The sequence below is a fragment of the Variovorax sp. V118 genome (genome assembly GCF_041154445.1).
Classification (GTDB): Bacteria; Pseudomonadota; Gammaproteobacteria; order Burkholderiales; family Burkholderiaceae_C; genus Variovorax; species Variovorax boronicumulans.
On sequence record NZ_AP028663.1, the window covers coordinates 6,055,816 to 6,072,429 of the forward strand.

General features: G+C 67.0%; 17 protein-coding genes and 1 pseudogene. 8 read left to right on the plus strand and 10 right to left on the minus strand.

The annotated features are described in order from the left end of the window. Window positions 1-3 precede the first annotated feature (3 nt). From ACAM52_RS28170 to ACAM52_RS28185, 4 genes are read right to left on the minus strand one after another with little or no spacing between them, the layout of a single operon-like run. Window positions 4-1,233: a CaiB/BaiF CoA transferase family protein gene (locus tag ACAM52_RS28170; protein WP_369645179.1), complete on the minus strand. Its 1,230-nt coding sequence runs from the start codon at window positions 1,231-1,233 to the stop codon at window positions 4-6. Continuing rightward, window positions 1,230-1,691: a MaoC family dehydratase gene (locus ACAM52_RS28175; protein WP_369645180.1), complete on the minus strand. Its 462-nt coding sequence runs from the start codon at window positions 1,689-1,691 to the stop codon at window positions 1,230-1,232. Before ACAM52_RS28175 ends, ACAM52_RS28170 begins: the two co-directional genes overlap by 4 nt. 26 nt (window positions 1,692-1,717) lie before the next feature. Further along, window positions 1,718-2,110: a VOC family protein gene (locus ACAM52_RS28180; protein WP_369645181.1), complete on the minus strand. Its 393-nt coding sequence runs from the start codon at window positions 2,108-2,110 to the stop codon at window positions 1,718-1,720. Continuing rightward, entirely contained in the window at window positions 2,107-3,036 is a 930-nt protein-coding gene (locus ACAM52_RS28185; protein WP_369645182.1) for a ketopantoate reductase family protein, read from the minus strand. The genes ACAM52_RS28180 and ACAM52_RS28185 overlap by 4 nt, the downstream gene beginning before the upstream one ends. 102 nt (window positions 3,037-3,138) lie before the next feature. Between ACAM52_RS28185 and ACAM52_RS28190 the strand changes: the two genes are divergently transcribed. Next, complete coding sequence (locus ACAM52_RS28190) at window positions 3,139-4,095, plus strand: LysR family transcriptional regulator (RefSeq protein ID WP_369645183.1); 957 nt, start codon at window positions 3,139-3,141, stop codon at window positions 4,093-4,095. A 57-nt stretch (window positions 4,096-4,152) separates the two neighbouring features. On the opposite strand, the gene ACAM52_RS28195 is transcribed toward ACAM52_RS28190, so the two are convergent. Further along, complete coding sequence (locus ACAM52_RS28195; RefSeq protein WP_369645184.1) at window positions 4,153-5,142, minus strand: Bug family tripartite tricarboxylate transporter substrate binding protein; 990 nt, start codon at window positions 5,140-5,142, stop codon at window positions 4,153-4,155. 148 nt (window positions 5,143-5,290) lie between these two features. Between ACAM52_RS28195 and ACAM52_RS28200 the strand changes: the two genes are divergently transcribed. Genes ACAM52_RS28200 through ACAM52_RS28220 form a run of 5 tightly spaced genes read left to right on the plus strand, consistent with a single transcriptional unit; the run spans window position 5,291 to window position 9,372 of the window. Beyond that, window positions 5,291-5,848 (plus strand): VOC family protein, encoded by a 558-nt coding sequence (locus ACAM52_RS28200; protein WP_369645185.1) that lies wholly within the window; start codon window positions 5,291-5,293, stop codon window positions 5,846-5,848. Continuing rightward, window positions 5,841-7,340, plus strand: a complete 1,500-nt coding sequence (locus ACAM52_RS28205; protein ID WP_369645186.1) for a bifunctional 3-(3-hydroxy-phenyl)propionate/3-hydroxycinnamic acid hydroxylase — start codon at window positions 5,841-5,843, stop codon at window positions 7,338-7,340. Before ACAM52_RS28200 ends, ACAM52_RS28205 begins: the two co-directional genes overlap by 8 nt. A 21-nt stretch (window positions 7,341-7,361) precedes the next feature. Then, window positions 7,362-8,114, plus strand: coding sequence for an IclR family transcriptional regulator (locus tag ACAM52_RS28210; RefSeq protein ID WP_235944342.1), 753 nt, complete (start codon window positions 7,362-7,364; stop codon window positions 8,112-8,114). Window positions 8,115-8,145: 31 nt separating this feature from the next. Then, the gene (locus tag ACAM52_RS28215) at window positions 8,146-8,994 is read left to right on the plus strand and encodes a fumarylacetoacetate hydrolase family protein (protein WP_159275336.1); all 849 of its coding nucleotides are present in this window, start codon (window positions 8,146-8,148) and stop codon (window positions 8,992-8,994) included. Between the two features lie 3 nt (window positions 8,995-8,997). After that, window positions 8,998-9,372, plus strand: a complete 375-nt coding sequence (locus tag ACAM52_RS28220) for a nuclear transport factor 2 family protein (protein WP_369645187.1) — start codon at window positions 8,998-9,000, stop codon at window positions 9,370-9,372. A gap of 466 nt (window positions 9,373-9,838) precedes the next feature. Here ACAM52_RS28220 and ACAM52_RS28225 read toward each other — a convergent pair whose 3' ends face one another. Then, window positions 9,839-11,575 carry a YadA family autotransporter adhesin gene (locus tag ACAM52_RS28225; RefSeq protein ID WP_369645188.1) on the minus strand — a complete coding sequence of 579 codons (1,737 nt, stop codon included), beginning with the start codon at window positions 11,573-11,575 and terminating at the stop codon, window positions 9,839-9,841. 561 nt (window positions 11,576-12,136) lie between these two features. Between ACAM52_RS28225 and ACAM52_RS28230 the strand changes: the two are divergent. Together ACAM52_RS28230 and ACAM52_RS28235 are read left to right on the plus strand one after the other, a co-directional pair. Continuing rightward, window positions 12,137-12,184 (plus strand): annotated as a pseudogene (locus ACAM52_RS28230) (hypothetical protein); the annotation flags it as partial. 244 nt (window positions 12,185-12,428) lie between these two features. After that, window positions 12,429-12,827 (plus strand): hypothetical protein, encoded by a 399-nt coding sequence (locus ACAM52_RS28235; protein ID WP_369647821.1) that lies wholly within the window; start codon window positions 12,429-12,431, stop codon window positions 12,825-12,827. Here the strand turns inward: ACAM52_RS28235 and ACAM52_RS28240 are convergent. From ACAM52_RS28240 to ACAM52_RS28255, 4 genes are read right to left on the minus strand one after another with little or no spacing between them, the layout of a single operon-like run. Next, window positions 12,790-13,509, minus strand: a complete 720-nt coding sequence (locus tag ACAM52_RS28240; protein WP_369645189.1) for an EthD domain-containing protein — start codon at window positions 13,507-13,509, stop codon at window positions 12,790-12,792. The two genes, ACAM52_RS28235 and ACAM52_RS28240, sit on opposite strands and share 38 nt — an antisense overlap. Then, window positions 13,506-14,690: an NADH:flavin oxidoreductase/NADH oxidase gene (locus tag ACAM52_RS28245; protein ID WP_369645190.1), complete on the minus strand. Its 1,185-nt coding sequence runs from the start codon at window positions 14,688-14,690 to the stop codon at window positions 13,506-13,508. Before ACAM52_RS28245 ends, ACAM52_RS28240 begins: the two co-directional genes overlap by 4 nt. Before the next feature lie 9 nt (window positions 14,691-14,699). Beyond that, window positions 14,700-15,623, minus strand: coding sequence for a DMT family transporter (locus ACAM52_RS28250; protein WP_369645191.1), 924 nt, complete (start codon window positions 15,621-15,623; stop codon window positions 14,700-14,702). A gap of 1 nt (window position 15,624) precedes the next feature. Beyond that, entirely contained in the window at window positions 15,625-16,593 is a 969-nt protein-coding gene (locus tag ACAM52_RS28255; protein WP_369645192.1) for an MBL fold metallo-hydrolase, read from the minus strand. Window positions 16,594-16,614: the final 21 nt, after the last annotated feature.

The following is a 16,614-nucleotide window of genomic DNA, read 5'->3' on the forward strand; positions in this document are numbered from 1 at the left end:
TTCTCATGCGCTGTAGAGGACGCCATCAGCCTGCATCTCGGCGATCTGGGCGGCGTCGAAGCCCAAGCTCGCAGCGATCTCGGCGTTGTGCTCACCGAGCTCCGGCGCCACCTGCGTGATCGAGGTGTCGCACCCCGACATGCGGAAAGGCAGGTTGGGCAGGCGGATGTTGCCCAGCACCGGGTGCTCCTGCTCCACCACCATGCCACGCGCCAGGATCTGCGGGTCGGCCAGCACTTCGTCGATGCGCTGCACCTTGGCACAGGGCACGTCGATGCCGTCGAGCATCTTCAGGATCTCGGCCACGGGGCGTTGCGCCACCCATGTGCGGACCACCTCGAGGATTTCCAGGCGCCTCGCGTTGCGCCCGGCCGCGCTGTGCAGACGCGTGTCGCCTCCGAAGCCGGCGGGTCCGCCGTTGTGCTCGACCAGGGCGGCGAAGCGTTTCCATGCGTCGTCGACCTGCGCGGCAATCACCAGATCGCCATCCTGTGCGCGGAACACCCCGTACAGGGTCGAGTTGGGCATGTCGTGGCCGGTCTGAACCGGCACTTCCTTGCCCCCCGAAAGCGTGTAGCACTGCACCGCGTACTCGTGCATCGACACCAGCGTGTCGTACAGCGCCATGTCGATGTGCTGACCGCGGCCCGACTTCACGCGGCCCAGCAGCGCGGCGTTGATCGCCGCCACGGCATGAATGCCGGTGTACATGTCGCCGAGCGAGATGCGCAGCAGCGGCGGCGCCTCGCCAGGATTGCCGACCATCTGCATGATGCCGCTCTTGGCCTCGGCAATGAGACCGAAGCCGGCGCGATGCGAGTCCGGCCCCGTATGGCCGTACGCGGAGATCGAACAGTAGACGAGCCCTGGATTGGTCTCGGCCAGCTCCGCATAGCCCAGGCCCAGCTTTTCCAACGCGCCGGGGCGGTAGTTCTCGACGAACACGTCGGCGCTGTCGACCAGCTTCTTCATCAGCGCACGGCCGCGCGGGTCCTTGGTGTTGACCGACAGGCCCTTCTTGCCCATGTTCTGCTGCAGGAAGTAACCGCTGTGGTCGCCGACGAACCAGGCATGTTGACGTCCCGCATCGCCGGAGCCCGGGCGCTCCACCTTGATGACTTCGGCACCCAGCGCCGCCAGGCACCGGCCCACGTAGGGCCCGGCGAGGAAGTGGCTGTAGTCGATGACGCGGATGCCCGCCAGGGGCAATGCTTGCTGAGCCGCCGCGTTCATGCCGGCCTCCTGGGCACCATCACGCGATGCTCGCCCTTCTGCACGACCTCGTCGCGCTGATTGATCAGTTCGGACGGCAGCACCAGGATGCCCCAGCCGGGCTTGCTCTTCGATTCGCGCTTGGATTCGACGCGGAATCTCACCCGCACCGTGTCGCCCAGCTTGATCGGCGCAACGAAGTTCCATTCCCAGCCCAGCGACATGCCGGGCATGAAGCGCATGTCGCTCTTCGTCTTCAGGCCGTCGGCGACCGAGAGGCCGAAGAGGCCGTGCGCCACGCGGGTGCCGAATGGCGTCGTGCGGGCATAGGCTTCGTCGGTGTGCACGGGCGTGTGGTCCCCCGTGAGGTCGGCGTAGGCCATCACGCGGGCTTCCGTCACTTCATAGGGCGGGCTGATGCATTCCTCGCCGACGACGGCGTCCTCCCAGTACTTGTCTTCGATGGTGAGTGTGTTCATGTGTGTGTCTCCGGTTTGAACAGGGCTCAGGCGCGGGGATCTATCGCCAGCGCCTTGGCAACGGCGCCCGGGCTGGCCTGGATGAATTCGACGGCCAGGCCATCGGGCAGGCGCAGCCAGTTGTGGCCTTGCGGCATCTCGGTGACGCCGAAGGCCTTTGCGGCGGCCAGTGCGGCCTCGAGGTCTTCGCACATCACTCCCAGATGGCCCAACCGCCCTTCAGGGCCGGCGTAATCGGGCTTGGCCATGAACTGCATGCCCCCGAGCGTCCAGTACTGGATCGGCTCCTCGACAGTGCCCTCTACTTCCCGCATCGTCATGCCGCAGACATCATGGAAGAACTTGATGTGCCAGTGGATGTCGCGCACCCAGATGGCGACGTGCTCGACGTAGGCTTTCGGTATGGCCTGGGTGTTCATTTCGCCTCCATGCGGCGTTCGATGCCCTTGATCGCGGCGACCAGCGTCTGGTTGACGGGCGTCGGTATGTTGTATTTCCGGCCGATGCGCACGACCGCGCCGTTGATGAAGTCGATCTCGGTGATCGAGCCCTTCTCCAGGCTCTGCAGCATCGAGGTCTTGAATTCGTAGGGCAGACCCTCGGCAGCCATCAGCCAGGCGTCGCGCGCCGCCTTGATCGACAGCCTCACGCCACTGGCCTCGGCAACGGTCATCGCTTCGGCCACTGCGGCGATGGCCGCGGCCTCGATCTCCGGCACAGCGTAGAGGCTGCCGTAGACCTGGCCGGTGATGCCACTGAGTGCGCCGGTTGCGACGTTGATCAGGAGCTTGTCCCACATCGCGCCGAGGATGTTGCCGCTGACCTCGCAGGGCAGCTCGGCACGCTCGAACTCGGCGGCGATCGCCTCGGCGCGCTCGCTGATGCGGCCGTCGATCTCGCCGATCACCGTGCGCTTTCCCTGCGTACCGGCAATGACATGGCCAGGACCGAGCATCACGCCACCGACGTAGGTCTTGCCGGCCAGCACATGCTCGGCACCTACGACTTCCGACAGGATTTCTTCATGGCCCATGCCGTTTTGCAGCGACATCACGGCTGTGGCGGAGCCCACGATGTCTCGCGCGCTCTCGAGGGCTGCACGTGTGTGGAAGGACTTGACCAGCACGATGAGGAGGTCCGGAGCCTCCAGCTTTGCGCAGTCGAGCGCGGCGCGGACCTGGACGACACGCTCCGAGTCACCGACCTTCATGCGCAGGCCGTCGCGGTTGATCGCGTCGACGTGGGCCTGGAAGGGGTCGATCAATGTGACATCGGACCCCGCTGCAGCAAGGGTCCCGCCGATGGCGCAACCCAAGGCGCCGGCACCAAGAAAGTGGATTTTCATGTGAGCCTTCGTTCGGAATGACCCGACGATAGGCTTCGGTGACCATGTTGCCCATGGCATGGATGCAATGATCTACATTTCACATTGAAATGGAGGTGCCGCTTGGACAATGGCGACGACATCGAAGGTGACGCGTCCCTTCTCAGCATCAGGCTCCTGCGCCTGTTCGACCTGCTCTACAGCACGAACAGCGTCACGCGGGCCGGCGAGGCGATGGGCCAGAGCCAGCCGACCGTGAGCAACTGGCTCGCAAGGCTGCGCCGCCAACTGGACGACGAACTCTTCGTTCGCACCACCGCCGGCATGCAGCCCACGCCGCGCGCGCAGCAGCTGATCGTGCCGGTGCGAGAAGCCTTGGCTGCACTGCGTCGCGTGGCCGCGCCCGCCGAAGCCTTCGACCCATCGGTCGCGACACGGCGCTTTCGCATCTGCATGACCGATGCCAGCCACATCACCCTGTTGCCGCGCCTGCTGGCGCATGTGCGGGTGGTCGCCCCTGGCGTTCGTCTGGAGGCTGCGCGGATCGACGAGCAAACGGCCCAGGCGCTGCAATCGGGGGAGGCGGACCTCGCGATCGGCCTGGTGCCCCAGCTCGAGTCGGGCTTCTACCAGCAGGTTCTTTATCCACAGGACTGGGTGTGCCTCGTCAATGCACGCCACCCTCGCATCGGCCGCAAGGGATTGGGCCTGCGCGAATACAAGGTCGAGGCCCATGTCGGCATCGTCGGGGGCACCGGCGTCCTGCTGTTGGAGGCCGCGCTGCAGCGGCAAAAGGTCGAGCGGCGCGTTCTGCTGGAGCTGCCGGGGTTTCTTGGTCTTGCGGCCGTTGTCTCCACCACCGATCTGATCGCGACCGTGCCGCGTCACATTGGCGAGACCCTCGCCAATTCAAGCGGGAGCGCCTTGAAAGTTCACGATTGTCCGGTGCGAGTGCCGCCGTTCACCGTCAAACAGCACTGGCATGTCCGCTACCACCAAGACTCAGCCAGTCGCTGGTTGCGCGCCTTGTGCGAAGAATTGTTCGCGTCCAAGCCCTATAAGGCGAGGTCACGAAACTAGGGCCGGTTATCCGCAGTGCAAAGTTGAGGGTGAGGGTCGATTTGATGCGTGACGCGATCAGTCAAGCTTCACGCCTGCCTCGCGAATCACCTTGCCCCACATGGCGCGGTCCGCGTTGATGAACGCCGCGAACTCGGCCGGCGTGTTGCAGCGCAGTTCGCCGCCGTAGTCGCGCCACTTCTTCGCCAGCTCAGGCGACTGGCAAACCTTGCGCATGGCCGCGCTGAGTTTCTCCAGGACGGCCGACGGCGTGCCCGCGGGCGCAAGCACGCCTTGCCAGGCGATGGGCGCGTAGTCGGGCAAGCCCTGTTCCGCGAAGGTCGGCACGTTCGGAAAGCTGGGGTGGCGCTCCTTGCCGGTGATGGCCAGCAACTTGAGCTTGCCAGCCTGCGCGTTGCTCGCAGCGGCCGGCAAGCCATCGAACATCAACTGGATCTGGCCCGCCAGCAGGTCGGTGTACGGGCTGTTGCTGTTGTACGGAATGAGGTTGGCCTTCACGCCCGCGACGTTGTTGAACCACACGGCCGACAGGTGCGAATAGCTCCCGATGCCTTGCGTGGCAACCGACGCGAAGTCGGGCCTGGCCTTGAATTGGGCAATGAGCCCGCGCGCGTCGCTGGCCTGCACGCCCGGGTGGGCGATCAGCCCGGTGTTGAGCACGCCCAGCAGGCTGATCGGCGCGAAGTCGCGCTCCGCATTGAACGGCAGCTTGTTGTACAGGTGCGGCACCACCGACAGCGAGCTGGTGGTGCCGATGTACAGCGAGTAGCCGTCCGCAGGCGCCCTGGCCGCCGCCTCGGTGCCGATGATGTTCGAGGCGCCCGGCCGGTTCTCGACGAAGAACGACTGTCCCAGGATCTTGGTGAGCTCGGCCGCGAGCTCCCGGGCGTTGGCGTCGGGGCCGCTGCCTGCCGGGAAGGGGGCAATGATGCGCACCGGCTTGGTGGGGTACTCGGCCTGAGGGGCAGCAGTGGCGGCACAGGCGAAGCCCGCGGCGAGCGCCAGGGCGGCCAACGAATGGACGGCGAGCCTCTTGAGGAAGGTCATGAATTTGTCTCCATCTGCGAATCCGTGCCAATTGCACGAGATCGGATCATACAAAAATCACTTAAATTATCAAAATACGATAATATTCTCGCTATTATTCCAATCTACGCCCTGTTGATGCCGTCCGTTCTCAGATGGAGACAAATTGATGCAACCTTCCCCAACATCGAATCTGCAGTTCAGCCACATCGGCCTGTACGTCACCGACCTGCCGCGCATGGCGGGCTTCTACAAGCAGGCGCTTCGCTTCACGCAGACGGATGCGGGCGACCTAGGCACGGTGCAGCTGGTGTTCTTGAGCCGCGATCCCACCGAGCACCACCAGCTGGTGCTCGCCACGGGACGGCCCGCGGACATGACCTTCAACGTTGTGAACCAGATTTCCTTCCGGGTACCCGATCTGGCCACGTTGCGCGGCTTTCATGACCGGCTGCTGGCAGAAGGCGCCACCGAAATGCACCCGGTGACCCATGGCAACGCGGTGTCGGTGTATTGCCGTGATCCGGAAGGCAATCGGCTCGAGCTGTTCATGGACACGCCGTGGTACTGCGACCAGCCGCTGCGCGAGAGCATCGACCTGGCGCAGTCAGACGAGACCATCCTCATGCAGGCCGAGGCCATCGCCAAGCGCTTTCCCAAATTCATGAGCCGCGCGCAATGGCAGGCCGACATCGCGTGCCGCATGCAGGAAGACCAGAATGCCTGAGTGCTCGCACGTCTACGACGTGGCCATCGTGGGTTTGGGGCCGACCGGCGCCATGCTCGCCAACCTGCTGGGCGCAGCAGGCCGGTCCGTGCTTGTGCTGGAAAAAGAGGCCGGCATCTTTTCACTGCCGCGTGCCATCCACTTCGACGGCGAGGTGCTTCGCACCTTTCAGGCGGCCGGTCTTCGCGAGCAGGTGCTGGCGATCTCCCGCCCCGGCACGCAGGGCATGCACTTCGTCAACGGCGCGGGCGAGACGATGCTCATCCGCGGCGGCACGGCCGCGCTCGGCCCTCACGGATGCGCCAACAACTACTACTTCCACCAGCCGCAGCTCGAGGCGGTGCTGCGAGATGGCATCGCGCGTTTCGCGCAGGTCGAAGTCAAGCTGCGGCATGAGTTCATCGATATCCGGCAGGACGCCGATGTCGCCACGCTGAGCTATCGCGCGATGGACAGCGGCCAGATGCATTCGGCGCAGGCCCGCTTTGTCGTCGGCTGCGATGGTGCCCGCTCCCCCATCCGCCAGCACATCGGAAGTCCCATGGTCGACCTGGGCTTGCGCCAGCCCTGGCTGGTTTTCGACATGGTGCTGACGCAGCCGGTGGACCTGCCCAATCACACGGTGCAGCACTGTGATCCGCGCCGGCCCATGACCTACTGCCACGTGGTGGGCGCGCGCCGGCGCTGGGAGATCATGGTGCTGCCCGACGACGACCGCGAGGCGCTCGTCCAGCCAGACCATCTCTGGGGGATGGTGGCGCCTTGGGTGCGCCGCGACCAGGCGACGCTGGAGCGTGCAGCGATCTACACCTTCCACTCGGTGATCGCTGACGGATGGCGCGAGCGTCGCCTGTTCCTCGCCGGCGACGCGTGCCACCAGACGCCGCCCTTTCTCGGACAGGGCATGTGCGCAGGCATCCGCGATGCCTCGAACCTGGCCTGGAAGCTCGATGCGGTGCTTGCCGGCCGCGCGCCGCACACCTTGCTGGACACTTACGAGTCCGAGCGCAAGCCGCACGTGCGCGCGCTGATCGAACTCGCCGTGCGCCTGGGCAGCATCATCCAGACCACCGACTTGCAGCAGGCCGCCGAGCGCGATGCGAAGTTCAAGGCCGGTCAGCCGGAGATCTTCGAGCTGCCGCCGCAGCTGCTCGGCGCAGGCGCTTTCGACGCCGCGGCGGACAGCCCCGCCGGCCGGCCTTTTCCGCAGCCGCGACTCGCGGACGGACGCCTGCTCGATGAACTGCTCGGCCGCCGAAGTGCGGTCATCGGACACAGGAACACGCTCTCGGCGGCCGCGCCGGCGACGGTGCAGCGCTGGCTGCACAGCGATGCCGTGGTGATCGACCGCCCCGATCCACGCCTGGACGCCTGGCTGCAGGCGCATGACGCCAATGCCGTGATACTGCGGCCCGACCGATATATCGTCGGCGTGGCGCGATCAGGGGCTGATCTGGATCGCATTTCGCAATACCTCCCCGTCGCGCCATGAACTATTCATTGGGGAACTGCCGTGTCCGAATCTTCCACGTCGAGCCTGGAACGCATGCTGGGCGTGCTCGACCTCTTCGACGACACCCACCTGACACGCACGGCGGAAGACATCGCCACGACGCTGGACGTTTCGCTGCCCACGAGCTACCGCTACGTGCGCCTGCTGCTGCAGGCGGGCCTGCTGCAGCGCGTGGAGGATTCGCATTACGCCCTGGGGCCGCGCATCATCCTACTGGACCACTACATCCGCCGCGCCGATCCGGTGCTGAAGGTCGGCTTGCCGATCCTTCGCGAGCTGGTCGCGGCCACGGGCTTCGACTGCGTGGTGACGGGCGTGTTCGGCATGCAGGTGCTCGACACGCACCGCGAGATGGGCGGCATGCCGGCCGAGCTGGCCTACGGGCGGGGCCGCCCGCGGCCGCTGTTCCTCGGTGGTGCGCCGAAGGTGCTGCTGTCCACCTTCGGTCCCGCCCAGCTCAAGAAGGTCTTCGAGTCGCGGCACGAGGAGCTTGTGCGTTGCGGGCTGCCCGCGGAGTGGCCGGAGTTTCGCCGCTACTACGCGGCCATCCGCAAGGCGGGCTACTACGTATCCAACGGCGAGCTGGAGCCGCAGCTGGCGGCCGTGGCCGCACCCATCCCGAAGTCGGATGGCGGCGCCTGGGCTGCCATTTCCCTCGTATTCGACACCTCGCGCCTGGCGATCGTCGACCTTGAAAAGTTGGTCCGACTGATCACCGAGGCCACGACGCGCATCGGAGGTCGGTTGGCCTAGATCCACCCCAACCCTCCCCAAGGAAATTCCCATGAAACTCATCAGCTATCACCACAACGGCCAGGACGGCTACGGTGCCGTAGTGGGCAACCGCGTGGTCGATCTGCGCGCGATCTTTGCCGATCGTGCGCCGGATCTGAAGGCGTTCATCGCCGCGGACCTCGTCTCGCAGGCAGCCGCCAAGGTGGCCGCCGCAACGGCAACACTGTCCCTGGCCGACGTCAGGCTGCTGCCGGTGATTCCCAACCCAGACAAGATCTTCTGCATCGGCCTGAACTACGCCGAGCACATTCGCGAGACCGGCAAGGAGGTGACGGAAAAGCCCGTGATCTTCCTGCGCGTGGCCGACTCGCAGCTGGCCCACGGCGAAGACATCGTGCGCCCGCGCGCCTCCGAACGCCTGGACTACGAAGGCGAGATCGCGATCGTCATCGGCAAGGGCGGCCGCCATATCTCCGAAGCCGATGCCTGGTCGCACATCGCCGGCTACAGCTGCTACAACGACGGCAGCGTGCGCGACTGGCAGCTTCACACCTCGCAGTGGACGCCGGGCAAGAACTTCTGGCGCACTGGCAGCTTCGGCCCCTGGATGGTGACGGCCGACGAGATCGCCGCCGACCAGAAGATGACGCTGGTCACGCGGCTGAATGGCCAGGAGATGCAGCGGGCCACCACCGATATGATGGTGCACAGCATTCCGCGCCAGATCGCCTACATCTCCACGTTCGTCCCGCTTGCGCCCGGTGACGTCATCGTGACCGGCACGCCGGGTGGCGTCGGCAACAAGCGCACGCCGCAGGTCTTCATGAAGCCCGGTGATGTCTGCGAGATCGAGGTGGACGCGATCGGTGTGCTGCGCAACGGCATCTGCGACGAGTGAGCCTTGGACCAGGCCGTGCGGATCCTCCTACTGGAGGAAGAACGACGTGCAGCGATGCTCGCCGGCGACGAGCACGCTTTGCGCAGATTGCTGGCGCCCGATCTGCGCTACGTGCATTCCACCGGCAGCGCCGATTCGCGTGAGAGCCTGATTGCTAGGCTGACCTCGGGACACGTCGTCTACCAGCGCCTTTGCTTCGACCGGCTGGCGGTAACGCACATGCCGGATTGCGTCCTGGTCTCCGGCGAAATGCACGCACAGGTGCACCGGGACGGTGGACTGCGCGACATCACGACTTGCTACCTGGCGGTGTGGCTGCGGCGCGAAGACGCATGGCAACTCGCCGCGTTCCAAGGTACGACCCTGCCAGCACATTGAGCGCGGAAGTCACGCCCCGCATCACCGCTTCATGATTTCGGGGGGCCGTCACGAATAACCTCTTGCCCGGCCTGCTGATGGTCGCCGCGCCTCGCAATGCCGAGGTCAACGCTCGGCCCATGACTGCTTGGGCCTGTCAGCGTTAGTAGACCTTGGACGGCGACCGGTAGGACTCGCGGCAAGGCGGCCTCGCGCTAGAAAGCAACCAATGCCGGCTTCGCAGCGGTAGCCGACTTTCGCAATATCCTTCTGGTCGGCCGCACCCTGCCACATCTGAGCCGGGGCGAGCGGCGCCCATAGCTGACGTTCGGACGACTATTCGCAATGGATGGCACGTTGGCGACGCCCGCGCGGCTACACCAACCGCGGGGCCGATTTGTGCACCGCTTCGCACAAGCGTTTGGCGCGCTCTGGCGTAGTGAGGTTCACTCAGCTGGATTGTTGTGAGTCCTTCTTTCCCCACCTCTCACCACGCATACCCCGCCTGCACCCGAGCCGCCACCCTGCTATTGCTCCCGCTACTTGTAGCCGTCGAAACCCCCACCCCCAGATTCAGGTTGTCATTGACCTGATAGCCAAACGCAAACCCCACAGCTGACACACCTGCATAGTTGCCCACAGCAGCGCCCATCCATTTCCTGCCAACCGGCAGCGTTGGCATCGACGGCATGGCCAGCGCCGCGGCCACGCCCTGCGCAGCAAATGCATTGGCCTGGCTGGTCGCGTTGCTCACCGCCTGCTGCAGCTGATTGACGTTGACTGCGTCAGTGCCCAGCACCCCCGGCGCGACATTCGTGATGCCGCGCAACTGACCGGTGGCGGCGTTGCCCACCGACACGGTGTTGTCGCGCTCCGCCACGGAGCCCTGGCCCAGTGCGACCGCGTTGTTGCCAGAGGCCAATGTGTTGGCGCCCAGCGCCACGGCGTTGTTGCCGGTGGCGATGGCGTTGTTGCCAACTGCGGTGGTTGGGTCGGCCAGCGCCTTGGCGCCGGCACCGATGGCGACCGAGCCCGCATTGCTGGCTTGCGCCCCGTTGCCGATGGCCACGGTGTTCTCGCCATTGGCCTGTGCGTTGGTGCCCATCGATGTGCTGCCCGCGCCGCTGGAACTGGCGCCGGGGCCGCAGGCCACGGCACCGCCAGCGCCCACAGCGCAGACGCCGCTGGCCAGGGCCTGGTTCATCAGCGTCTGCAGCGCCGTCACCTGCTGCACGGTGAAGTTGTTGGCCGTGGTGATGGCGGTCTGTTGTGCCTGCTGCACCTGGCCGACGTTGGCTGCATCGGTGGTCGCCTGACCCGCGCTCACGTTGCTGATGGTGGTGCCGGCGCCGCCGTTGGCGTTGAGTTGCAGCGATGTGCCGCCCGCGCCGTACTGCGCCGAGTTCTGCGCGAGGGACTGCGCGGTCGAGGCGGTCTGCTGCACGGTGTAGAGCTGGCTGCCGTTGACGGCATCGGTGCTAGTGGCGTTCACCGCGCCGGCGTTGACGTTGACGAGGGTGCGCGTCTGGCCCGCCGAGCCGAATGAAACGGTGTTTGCCGCGGTGGCGACCGAGTTGGCGCCGATGGCTGCGCTATTGGTCGCGCCACTGGCAACCTGGCTGCCCGTGCCGACGGCCACGCTGCCGGTGGCCAGCGCCGACGCACCGGATGACCCGTTGTAGGCGCCGCCAATGGCGGTGCTGCCGTTGCCCGATGCCACGGCGCCCTGGCCGGCGCCCGAGGCACTGCCGATGGCGACCGCCGAGACGCCCGATGCCTGCGCGCCGCTGCCGCCCGCCTGGCCGCTGAAGCCGCAGCAGCCGTCCGTGCCCTGGCCTCCCGACCCGACGGCGATAGCGCCGCTGGCAGAAGCTTGTGCACCGCTGCCGCCGTTGCCGCCCGTGCCGCCCGCGAGCCCCTGCCCGGCGGTGCCGCCGCCGCCGATGGCCGTCGCGCCGTTCGCGTTTGCGCTGGCGCCCGCTCCACCTCTGCCGCCGGTTCCGCCGGCGGTTCCGTTGCTGCCGTCGCCGCCCGCTCCGATCGCGGTGGCGCCATCTCCGGAGACCGTGGCTGCGCCACCGCCGCTGCTGCTCGTCCAGCCCGGCTGGTTGGGGCCGGGGTTGCCGGCGTCACCGGCCACGTAGCCCGCTGCGTGAGCGCTTCCCATGGTGAACAGGGCCACGGCCAGCAAGTACCGGCGCGAGAGCTGGAGTCGAGTGAGCATGGTTCTTCCCTTGCAAAAACGTATAAGACAAAACGCAAGCGAGTGTGTCTTTTTGTTTTCAGAAGAGCTATACCCGAGAACTGGTAGATCCGGCTCCGGCAAGGCTCGGCGTCAGGTTGAGCGCGTCATACTCCCAGCCGGATCATTCGCACGGGATGTGATGTACCAACCGAGCCGGGAGTAGAGGAATGATCGCTGCATGCTGGCCTGCGCTGCCTGCCGCGCTGGCGCTTGCCCTCTCGCTGCTGATGAGCGCCTGCTCCAGCCTTCCGCCCCGAGTGCCGGAACAGCCAACGCCATCGCCGATTTCTCGGCCACACCGTTGAGCGCGATCACGCAGAAGGTGCTGCCCCCAGATACCCGCTCGGGCTTCCAGCTCCTGCCTATGGCCCCAATTCTTCGTCACCCACATCGCCATGATCGGTGGCGGCGCACAGTGGCTGGTAGTCAACAGTCAGTCAGGCATCGAGTCCTTCGCCGACCTGATCGCCCATGCCAAGCGCGTGCCGGGCGCGATCAAATTACGCAAGTTCGGGCGCCGGCAGCACCGGCCATCTGCTGATGGAATTGCTGCAAAGGGCGACCCAGACCTCGTTTGTGCACATCCCCTACAAGGGCGGCGCACCCGCACTGATGGATGTGCTGGGAGGCCAGGTTGCTGTCACCGTGATCTTCCGCGCGCCTACGTCTGCTGGAACGGAGACAACGCACGGCACAGCACCCGCGTACGCCCCGCCTCGCGCAGAGATGAGAGTTCAATCGACGGCCCGACGGCGCGCCGGACTACTTTTTGATGCATCGCGTAACGGCATGCTGCCCTTCGTAGCAAGAGACAAGCAACAGGGGGCAAGCGATGAACAAGACCGAGGCCTTGGCGGCCATGGTGGAAGTGGCACGGATCGGGCGCGGCATGACGCCCGCCGATGCACTCACGCAGCTGGGCGAGCTGATCGCGCAGGAGTCGTCGGACGATCCGGCGCATGACGCGAAAGTCGAGAAGCTGCTGCGCCTCGGCGCCTGCATCTGGTCGCTGCGGCGCGGGCTGTTCCTGCCCGAGCCGCCCGGGCGCGGCATGGAGCCGGAGGCCGCGGCGCCTGCTCGCACCCGCGAGATCGCGCCCATCGGCACGGTCCCCGCGCGGGTATCGCACCCCGCCGCCTACCAGCCGGTGATCCCGGCGCTGAGCACGTCGGTGCACTACGCGCGCGCGGCCTTCACACCACCCGAAACTCCTCCACCACAAAGGCCGTGATCTCCGCCAGGAAGGTCTTGGCGTGCGCCATGGTGCGCTGGCCTTCGGGCGAGGCGAACGCGGCGTTCAGCGTGTCGGTGTTCTCGAACCACAGTTCCACGATGCCGTCGATCGGCAGCTCGGCGTAGCCGCAGGGCGTGCCCTTCTCGAACTCGCGCGCAACCACCACGTTCTGGCGGTAGCCGGCCACGCCGGGCATGCGGCGCACGTGGTCGGCGTGCACCTTCCATTCGCGGCGGAAGTCTTCTTCCGACTGCGCGACTGGGCGTCGCAGGGTCGAGATGCGCTTGAGCATAGCCGGCCCCGCCGACGATGCGGGCGACGGCGGCGCGATGACCTCGGTCTGCTCGACCGTCACGATGTGCAGCCCACCCAGGAAGTGCCGCTCGTCGGCGCGGATTTCCGCCGCCAGCTCACCGGTGTTGAAGGCCGCATCGGCCTGCGCCGCCGCATCGAACTGCAGCTGCGAGAAACCATCGAAGTCCCACGGTCCGCGCGCGAAGTCGATGCCGCGCTGCAACCGGTCGGTCACGCGGTTCTGGCGGTAGGCGCGCAGCGTGGGCAGCCGCGCGACGAGCGGGCCGTGGCGTTCGCGCCAGTGGCGGCTGAAGGCCTCGTCGGTCCAGCCGGGCTGCTTGCGGATCAGGCCCATGCGCAGGGTCGTCGTCGTGGGTTCGGTCATCGGTCGGTCTCCTTGTGGGCTTGCGCGTTCTGCGCTTCGGCGCGCGCACGCGCCAGGCCGGGCGCGCGCTTGGCCAGCCACACGCCGTGGCGCACGGGCCAGCGCTGGTACTGCGGATCGGCGCCGAGCGCGGCGGCCGCGTGGTGCGGCCAGTAGGGGTCGAACAGGGCTTCGCGGCCGAGCGCGACGAGGTCGGCCTGCCCGGCGGCGAGCACGGCCTCGGCCTGTTGCGCGTCGACGATCATCCCGACGGCCTGCGTGACGACGTCGGCCTCGCGCCGGATGCGCTCAGAGAAAGGTACCTGGAAGCCCAGGCCGCGCGGCACGGGCAGCGCGCGCGTTTCTTCGGTGAGGCCGCCCGAGGAGCAGTCGATCACGTCGACGCCGCAGCGCTTCAGCTCGCGCGCAAGCACCACCGAGTCGTCGAGACTCCAGCCGTCGAGCGTGCCGTCCACGGCCGAGAGGCGGCAGAACAGCGGCTTGCCGGCGGGCCATGCGGCGCGCACGCGCTGCGCGATTTCCAGCGCGAGCGACATGCGGTTCTCGCGGCTACCGCCGAGCGCGTCGTCGCGGTGGTTGGCGTTGGGCGACAGGAAGCTCGCCACCAGGTAGCCGTGGCCGAAGTGCAGCTCGACCACGTCGAAGCCGGCCTGGTCGGCGCGCACGGTGGCATCGACAAAGCGCTGCACGACCTCGGCCATGTCTGCGGCGTCGAGCGCGCGCGGCGCCGACCAGCCGGGGCCGGCCGCGAGCGCGCTGGGCCCCAGACGCTCCCAGGGTTCTTCATCGGCCGCCATGCGCGCCGGGTCGATGGCCGCCCCGCCCTCCCACAGCGGCTCGCTGCCGGCCTTGCGGCCCGCGTGCGCGAGCTGCACGCCGATGGCGCTGCCTTGCGCGTGGACGAAATCGACTACGGCCTTCAGCGGCGCGATCTGGCTGTCGTTCCACAGGCCGAGGTCGGCGGTGCCGATGCGCCCGCGCGGATCGACGGCGGTGCTCTCGGTGAGGATCAGGCCCGCGCCGCCGAGCGCGAACTTGCCCAGGTGCACCAGGTGCCACGGCGTGGCATGGCCGCGCTCGGCGGCGTGCTGGCACATGGGCGAGATGACGATGCGGTTGGCCAGCGTGAGTTCGCGCAGCTGCAAAGGCTGGAACAGCAGGGGAAGAGAAGAATCAGGCATGTGAAGAAATCAAGGGGCCGGCGCAGCCACGGGCCGCGTGCCGAGCCAGGTGCCGCTCATCACCGCGGCAAAGCCGAACAGGTGCCACCAGGTGAGCACCTCGCCCAGCAGCAGCGCCGCGAACAGCACGCCGAACACCGGCACCCAGTAGAGAAAGACGGCCGTGCGCGCCACGCCGATGACGGAGATCGCACGGTTCCAGATGAGGTTGCCCGCGGCGGTGGCCGCGATGCCCGAGAACAGAACGAGCGCCCACGGCCACAGGCCGGGAAAGAGCTGCGCCGCCCCGAGCCGCGACGGCCCGAGCAGGGTGTGCACCACGAGCATGAACGTGCCGATGAGATAGATGACCCAGCTGATCGACAGCGGATCGATCTGCCGCGCCAGCCGCTGCACGCCCACGCCGCCGACCGCGAAGCTCACCACCGACAGCGCGAGCATCAGGTCGCCGATGCCGGCGCTCGACAGCCCCGCACCCGGGTGGCTCAGCACCACCGCCGCCACGCCCGCGAAGCCCAGCGCCACGCCCACCATGCGGCGCGCCGTCAAGCGCTCGCCGAAGACCAGCGCGGCCATCAGCGCCGACACCAGCGGGCTCAGCGCCATGATGAGTGCGCCGTTGGTGGCGGTGGAGCGCAGCAGCCCCTGCGCGAACAGGATCTGGTTGCCATAGACCATGAGGAAGGCGCAGCCCGCCATCACCGCGAGCTGCCGCGCCGTGAGCTTGGGCACGCCGCCGCGCCGCCACAGCACGATGGCGCTGAGCGCGATGCACGCCACGCCCATGCGCAGCGCCGCCAGCGGCAGCGTCTCGAAGGAGGCGGTGAGCGCCTTCACGGCCGAGACGTTCACGCCCCACACCAGCATCGCGAGCAGCATCCAGCCCTGCACGGACGCGGGCGTGGCGCCGTGCGAGGGCGCGGGTTGGTTCACCTTAGCTTTCGAGCGCGTTCCACATTTCGATGTCGCGCTCGGCGGTCCAGATGCGCGGGTGCACGTGGCCCGTCGCCTCGTCGTAGGCACGGGTCACGTCGAAGGGCATGCAGTGGTCGAAGATCACCCAGTGGCCGTAGGTCGGGCGCAGCGCGGCCACGGTTTCCTTGTAGATCACGTTGAGCGACTTGCCTTCGGCCACGCCGTTGTTCACCAGCGTGTAGACGTCGGAGATGAAGGCGCGCGTGGAGGCAATCGCCTTGCGCACGTCGGCGGCGTTTTCCAGTGCGGCACCGCGGCCGGGCACCAGCTTCTCGAAGCCGAAGCCGGCCAGGCGATCGAGCGTGGTGGGCCAGTCGCGGAAGTAGCAGTCGCCCGCGTAGGCCGTGCTCTGGTATTCGACGAGGTCGCCCGCGAAGCAGATCTTCTGGTCTTCGAGGTAGGCGATGGTGTCGCCCTTGGTGTGGCCGCGGCCCACTTGCGCGATCTTCACTTCGAGCTTCTTGCCCAGCCACACGCTCATGGTGCCGTCGAAGGTCATGGTGGGCCAGGTGAGGCCTGGCGGCACCGACTCGACGTTGCGGAACAGGCGCGGAAAGCGGCCGATCTCGCTGGCCTTGTCCTGCTCGCCGCGCTCGACGATCAGGTCGTAGGTGTCGCGGCTGGCCAGGATCTGCTCGGCGCCTTCCTTGAAGTACGCCGACGCGCCCAGCACGCGCACCGCGTGGTAGTGGCTCAGCAGCACGTACTTGATGGGCAGCGGCGTGACTTCGCGGATGCGGCGGATCACGTCCTGCGCCATCGCGGGCGTGGCCTGGGTGTCGACCACCATCACGGCCTCGTCGCCGATGAAGACGCCGGTGTTGGGGTCGCCCTCGGCGGTGTAGGCGTAGGCGTTCTCCGAGAGGCGGGTGAACGAGACCTTCTTTTCTTCGAGGTCGGCCTGGCTGGCGAATTTCTTGGTGGTCATGAATGGTCCTTTGAAGTGAGA

Bases quoted from the DNA above. Each gene is read 5' to 3' on its own strand.
- ACAM52_RS28200 (WP_369645185.1), top strand. From the start codon at position 5,291: ATGCAACCTTCCCCAACATCGAATCTGCAGTTCAGCCACATCGGCCTG.
- ACAM52_RS28175 (WP_369645180.1), bottom strand. From the start codon at position 1,691: ATGAACACACTCACCATCGAAGACAAGTACTGGGAGGACGCCGTCGTC.
- ACAM52_RS28180 (WP_369645181.1), bottom strand. From the start codon at position 2,110: ATGAACACCCAGGCCATACCGAAAGCCTACGTCGAGCACGTCGCCATC.
- ACAM52_RS28170 (WP_369645179.1), bottom strand. From the start codon at position 1,233: ATGAACGCGGCGGCTCAGCAAGCATTGCCCCTGGCGGGCATCCGCGTC.
- ACAM52_RS28245 (WP_369645190.1), bottom strand. From the start codon at position 14,690: ATGCCTGATTCTTCTCTTCCCCTGCTGTTCCAGCCTTTGCAGCTGCGC.
- ACAM52_RS28225 (WP_369645188.1), bottom strand. From the start codon at position 11,575: ATGCTCACTCGACTCCAGCTCTCGCGCCGGTACTTGCTGGCCGTGGCC.
- ACAM52_RS28185 (WP_369645182.1), bottom strand. From the start codon at position 3,036: ATGAAAATCCACTTTCTTGGTGCCGGCGCCTTGGGTTGCGCCATCGGC.
- ACAM52_RS28240 (WP_369645189.1), bottom strand. From the start codon at position 13,509: ATGACCGAACCCACGACGACGACCCTGCGCATGGGCCTGATCCGCAAG.
- ACAM52_RS28235 (WP_369647821.1), top strand. From the start codon at position 12,429: ATGAACAAGACCGAGGCCTTGGCGGCCATGGTGGAAGTGGCACGGATC.
- ACAM52_RS28195 (WP_369645184.1), bottom strand. From the start codon at position 5,142: ATGACCTTCCTCAAGAGGCTCGCCGTCCATTCGTTGGCCGCCCTGGCG.
- ACAM52_RS28255 (WP_369645192.1), bottom strand. From the start codon at position 16,593: ATGACCACCAAGAAATTCGCCAGCCAGGCCGACCTCGAAGAAAAGAAG.
- ACAM52_RS28205 (WP_369645186.1), top strand. From the start codon at position 5,841: ATGCCTGAGTGCTCGCACGTCTACGACGTGGCCATCGTGGGTTTGGGG.
- ACAM52_RS28215 (WP_159275336.1), top strand. From the start codon at position 8,146: ATGAAACTCATCAGCTATCACCACAACGGCCAGGACGGCTACGGTGCC.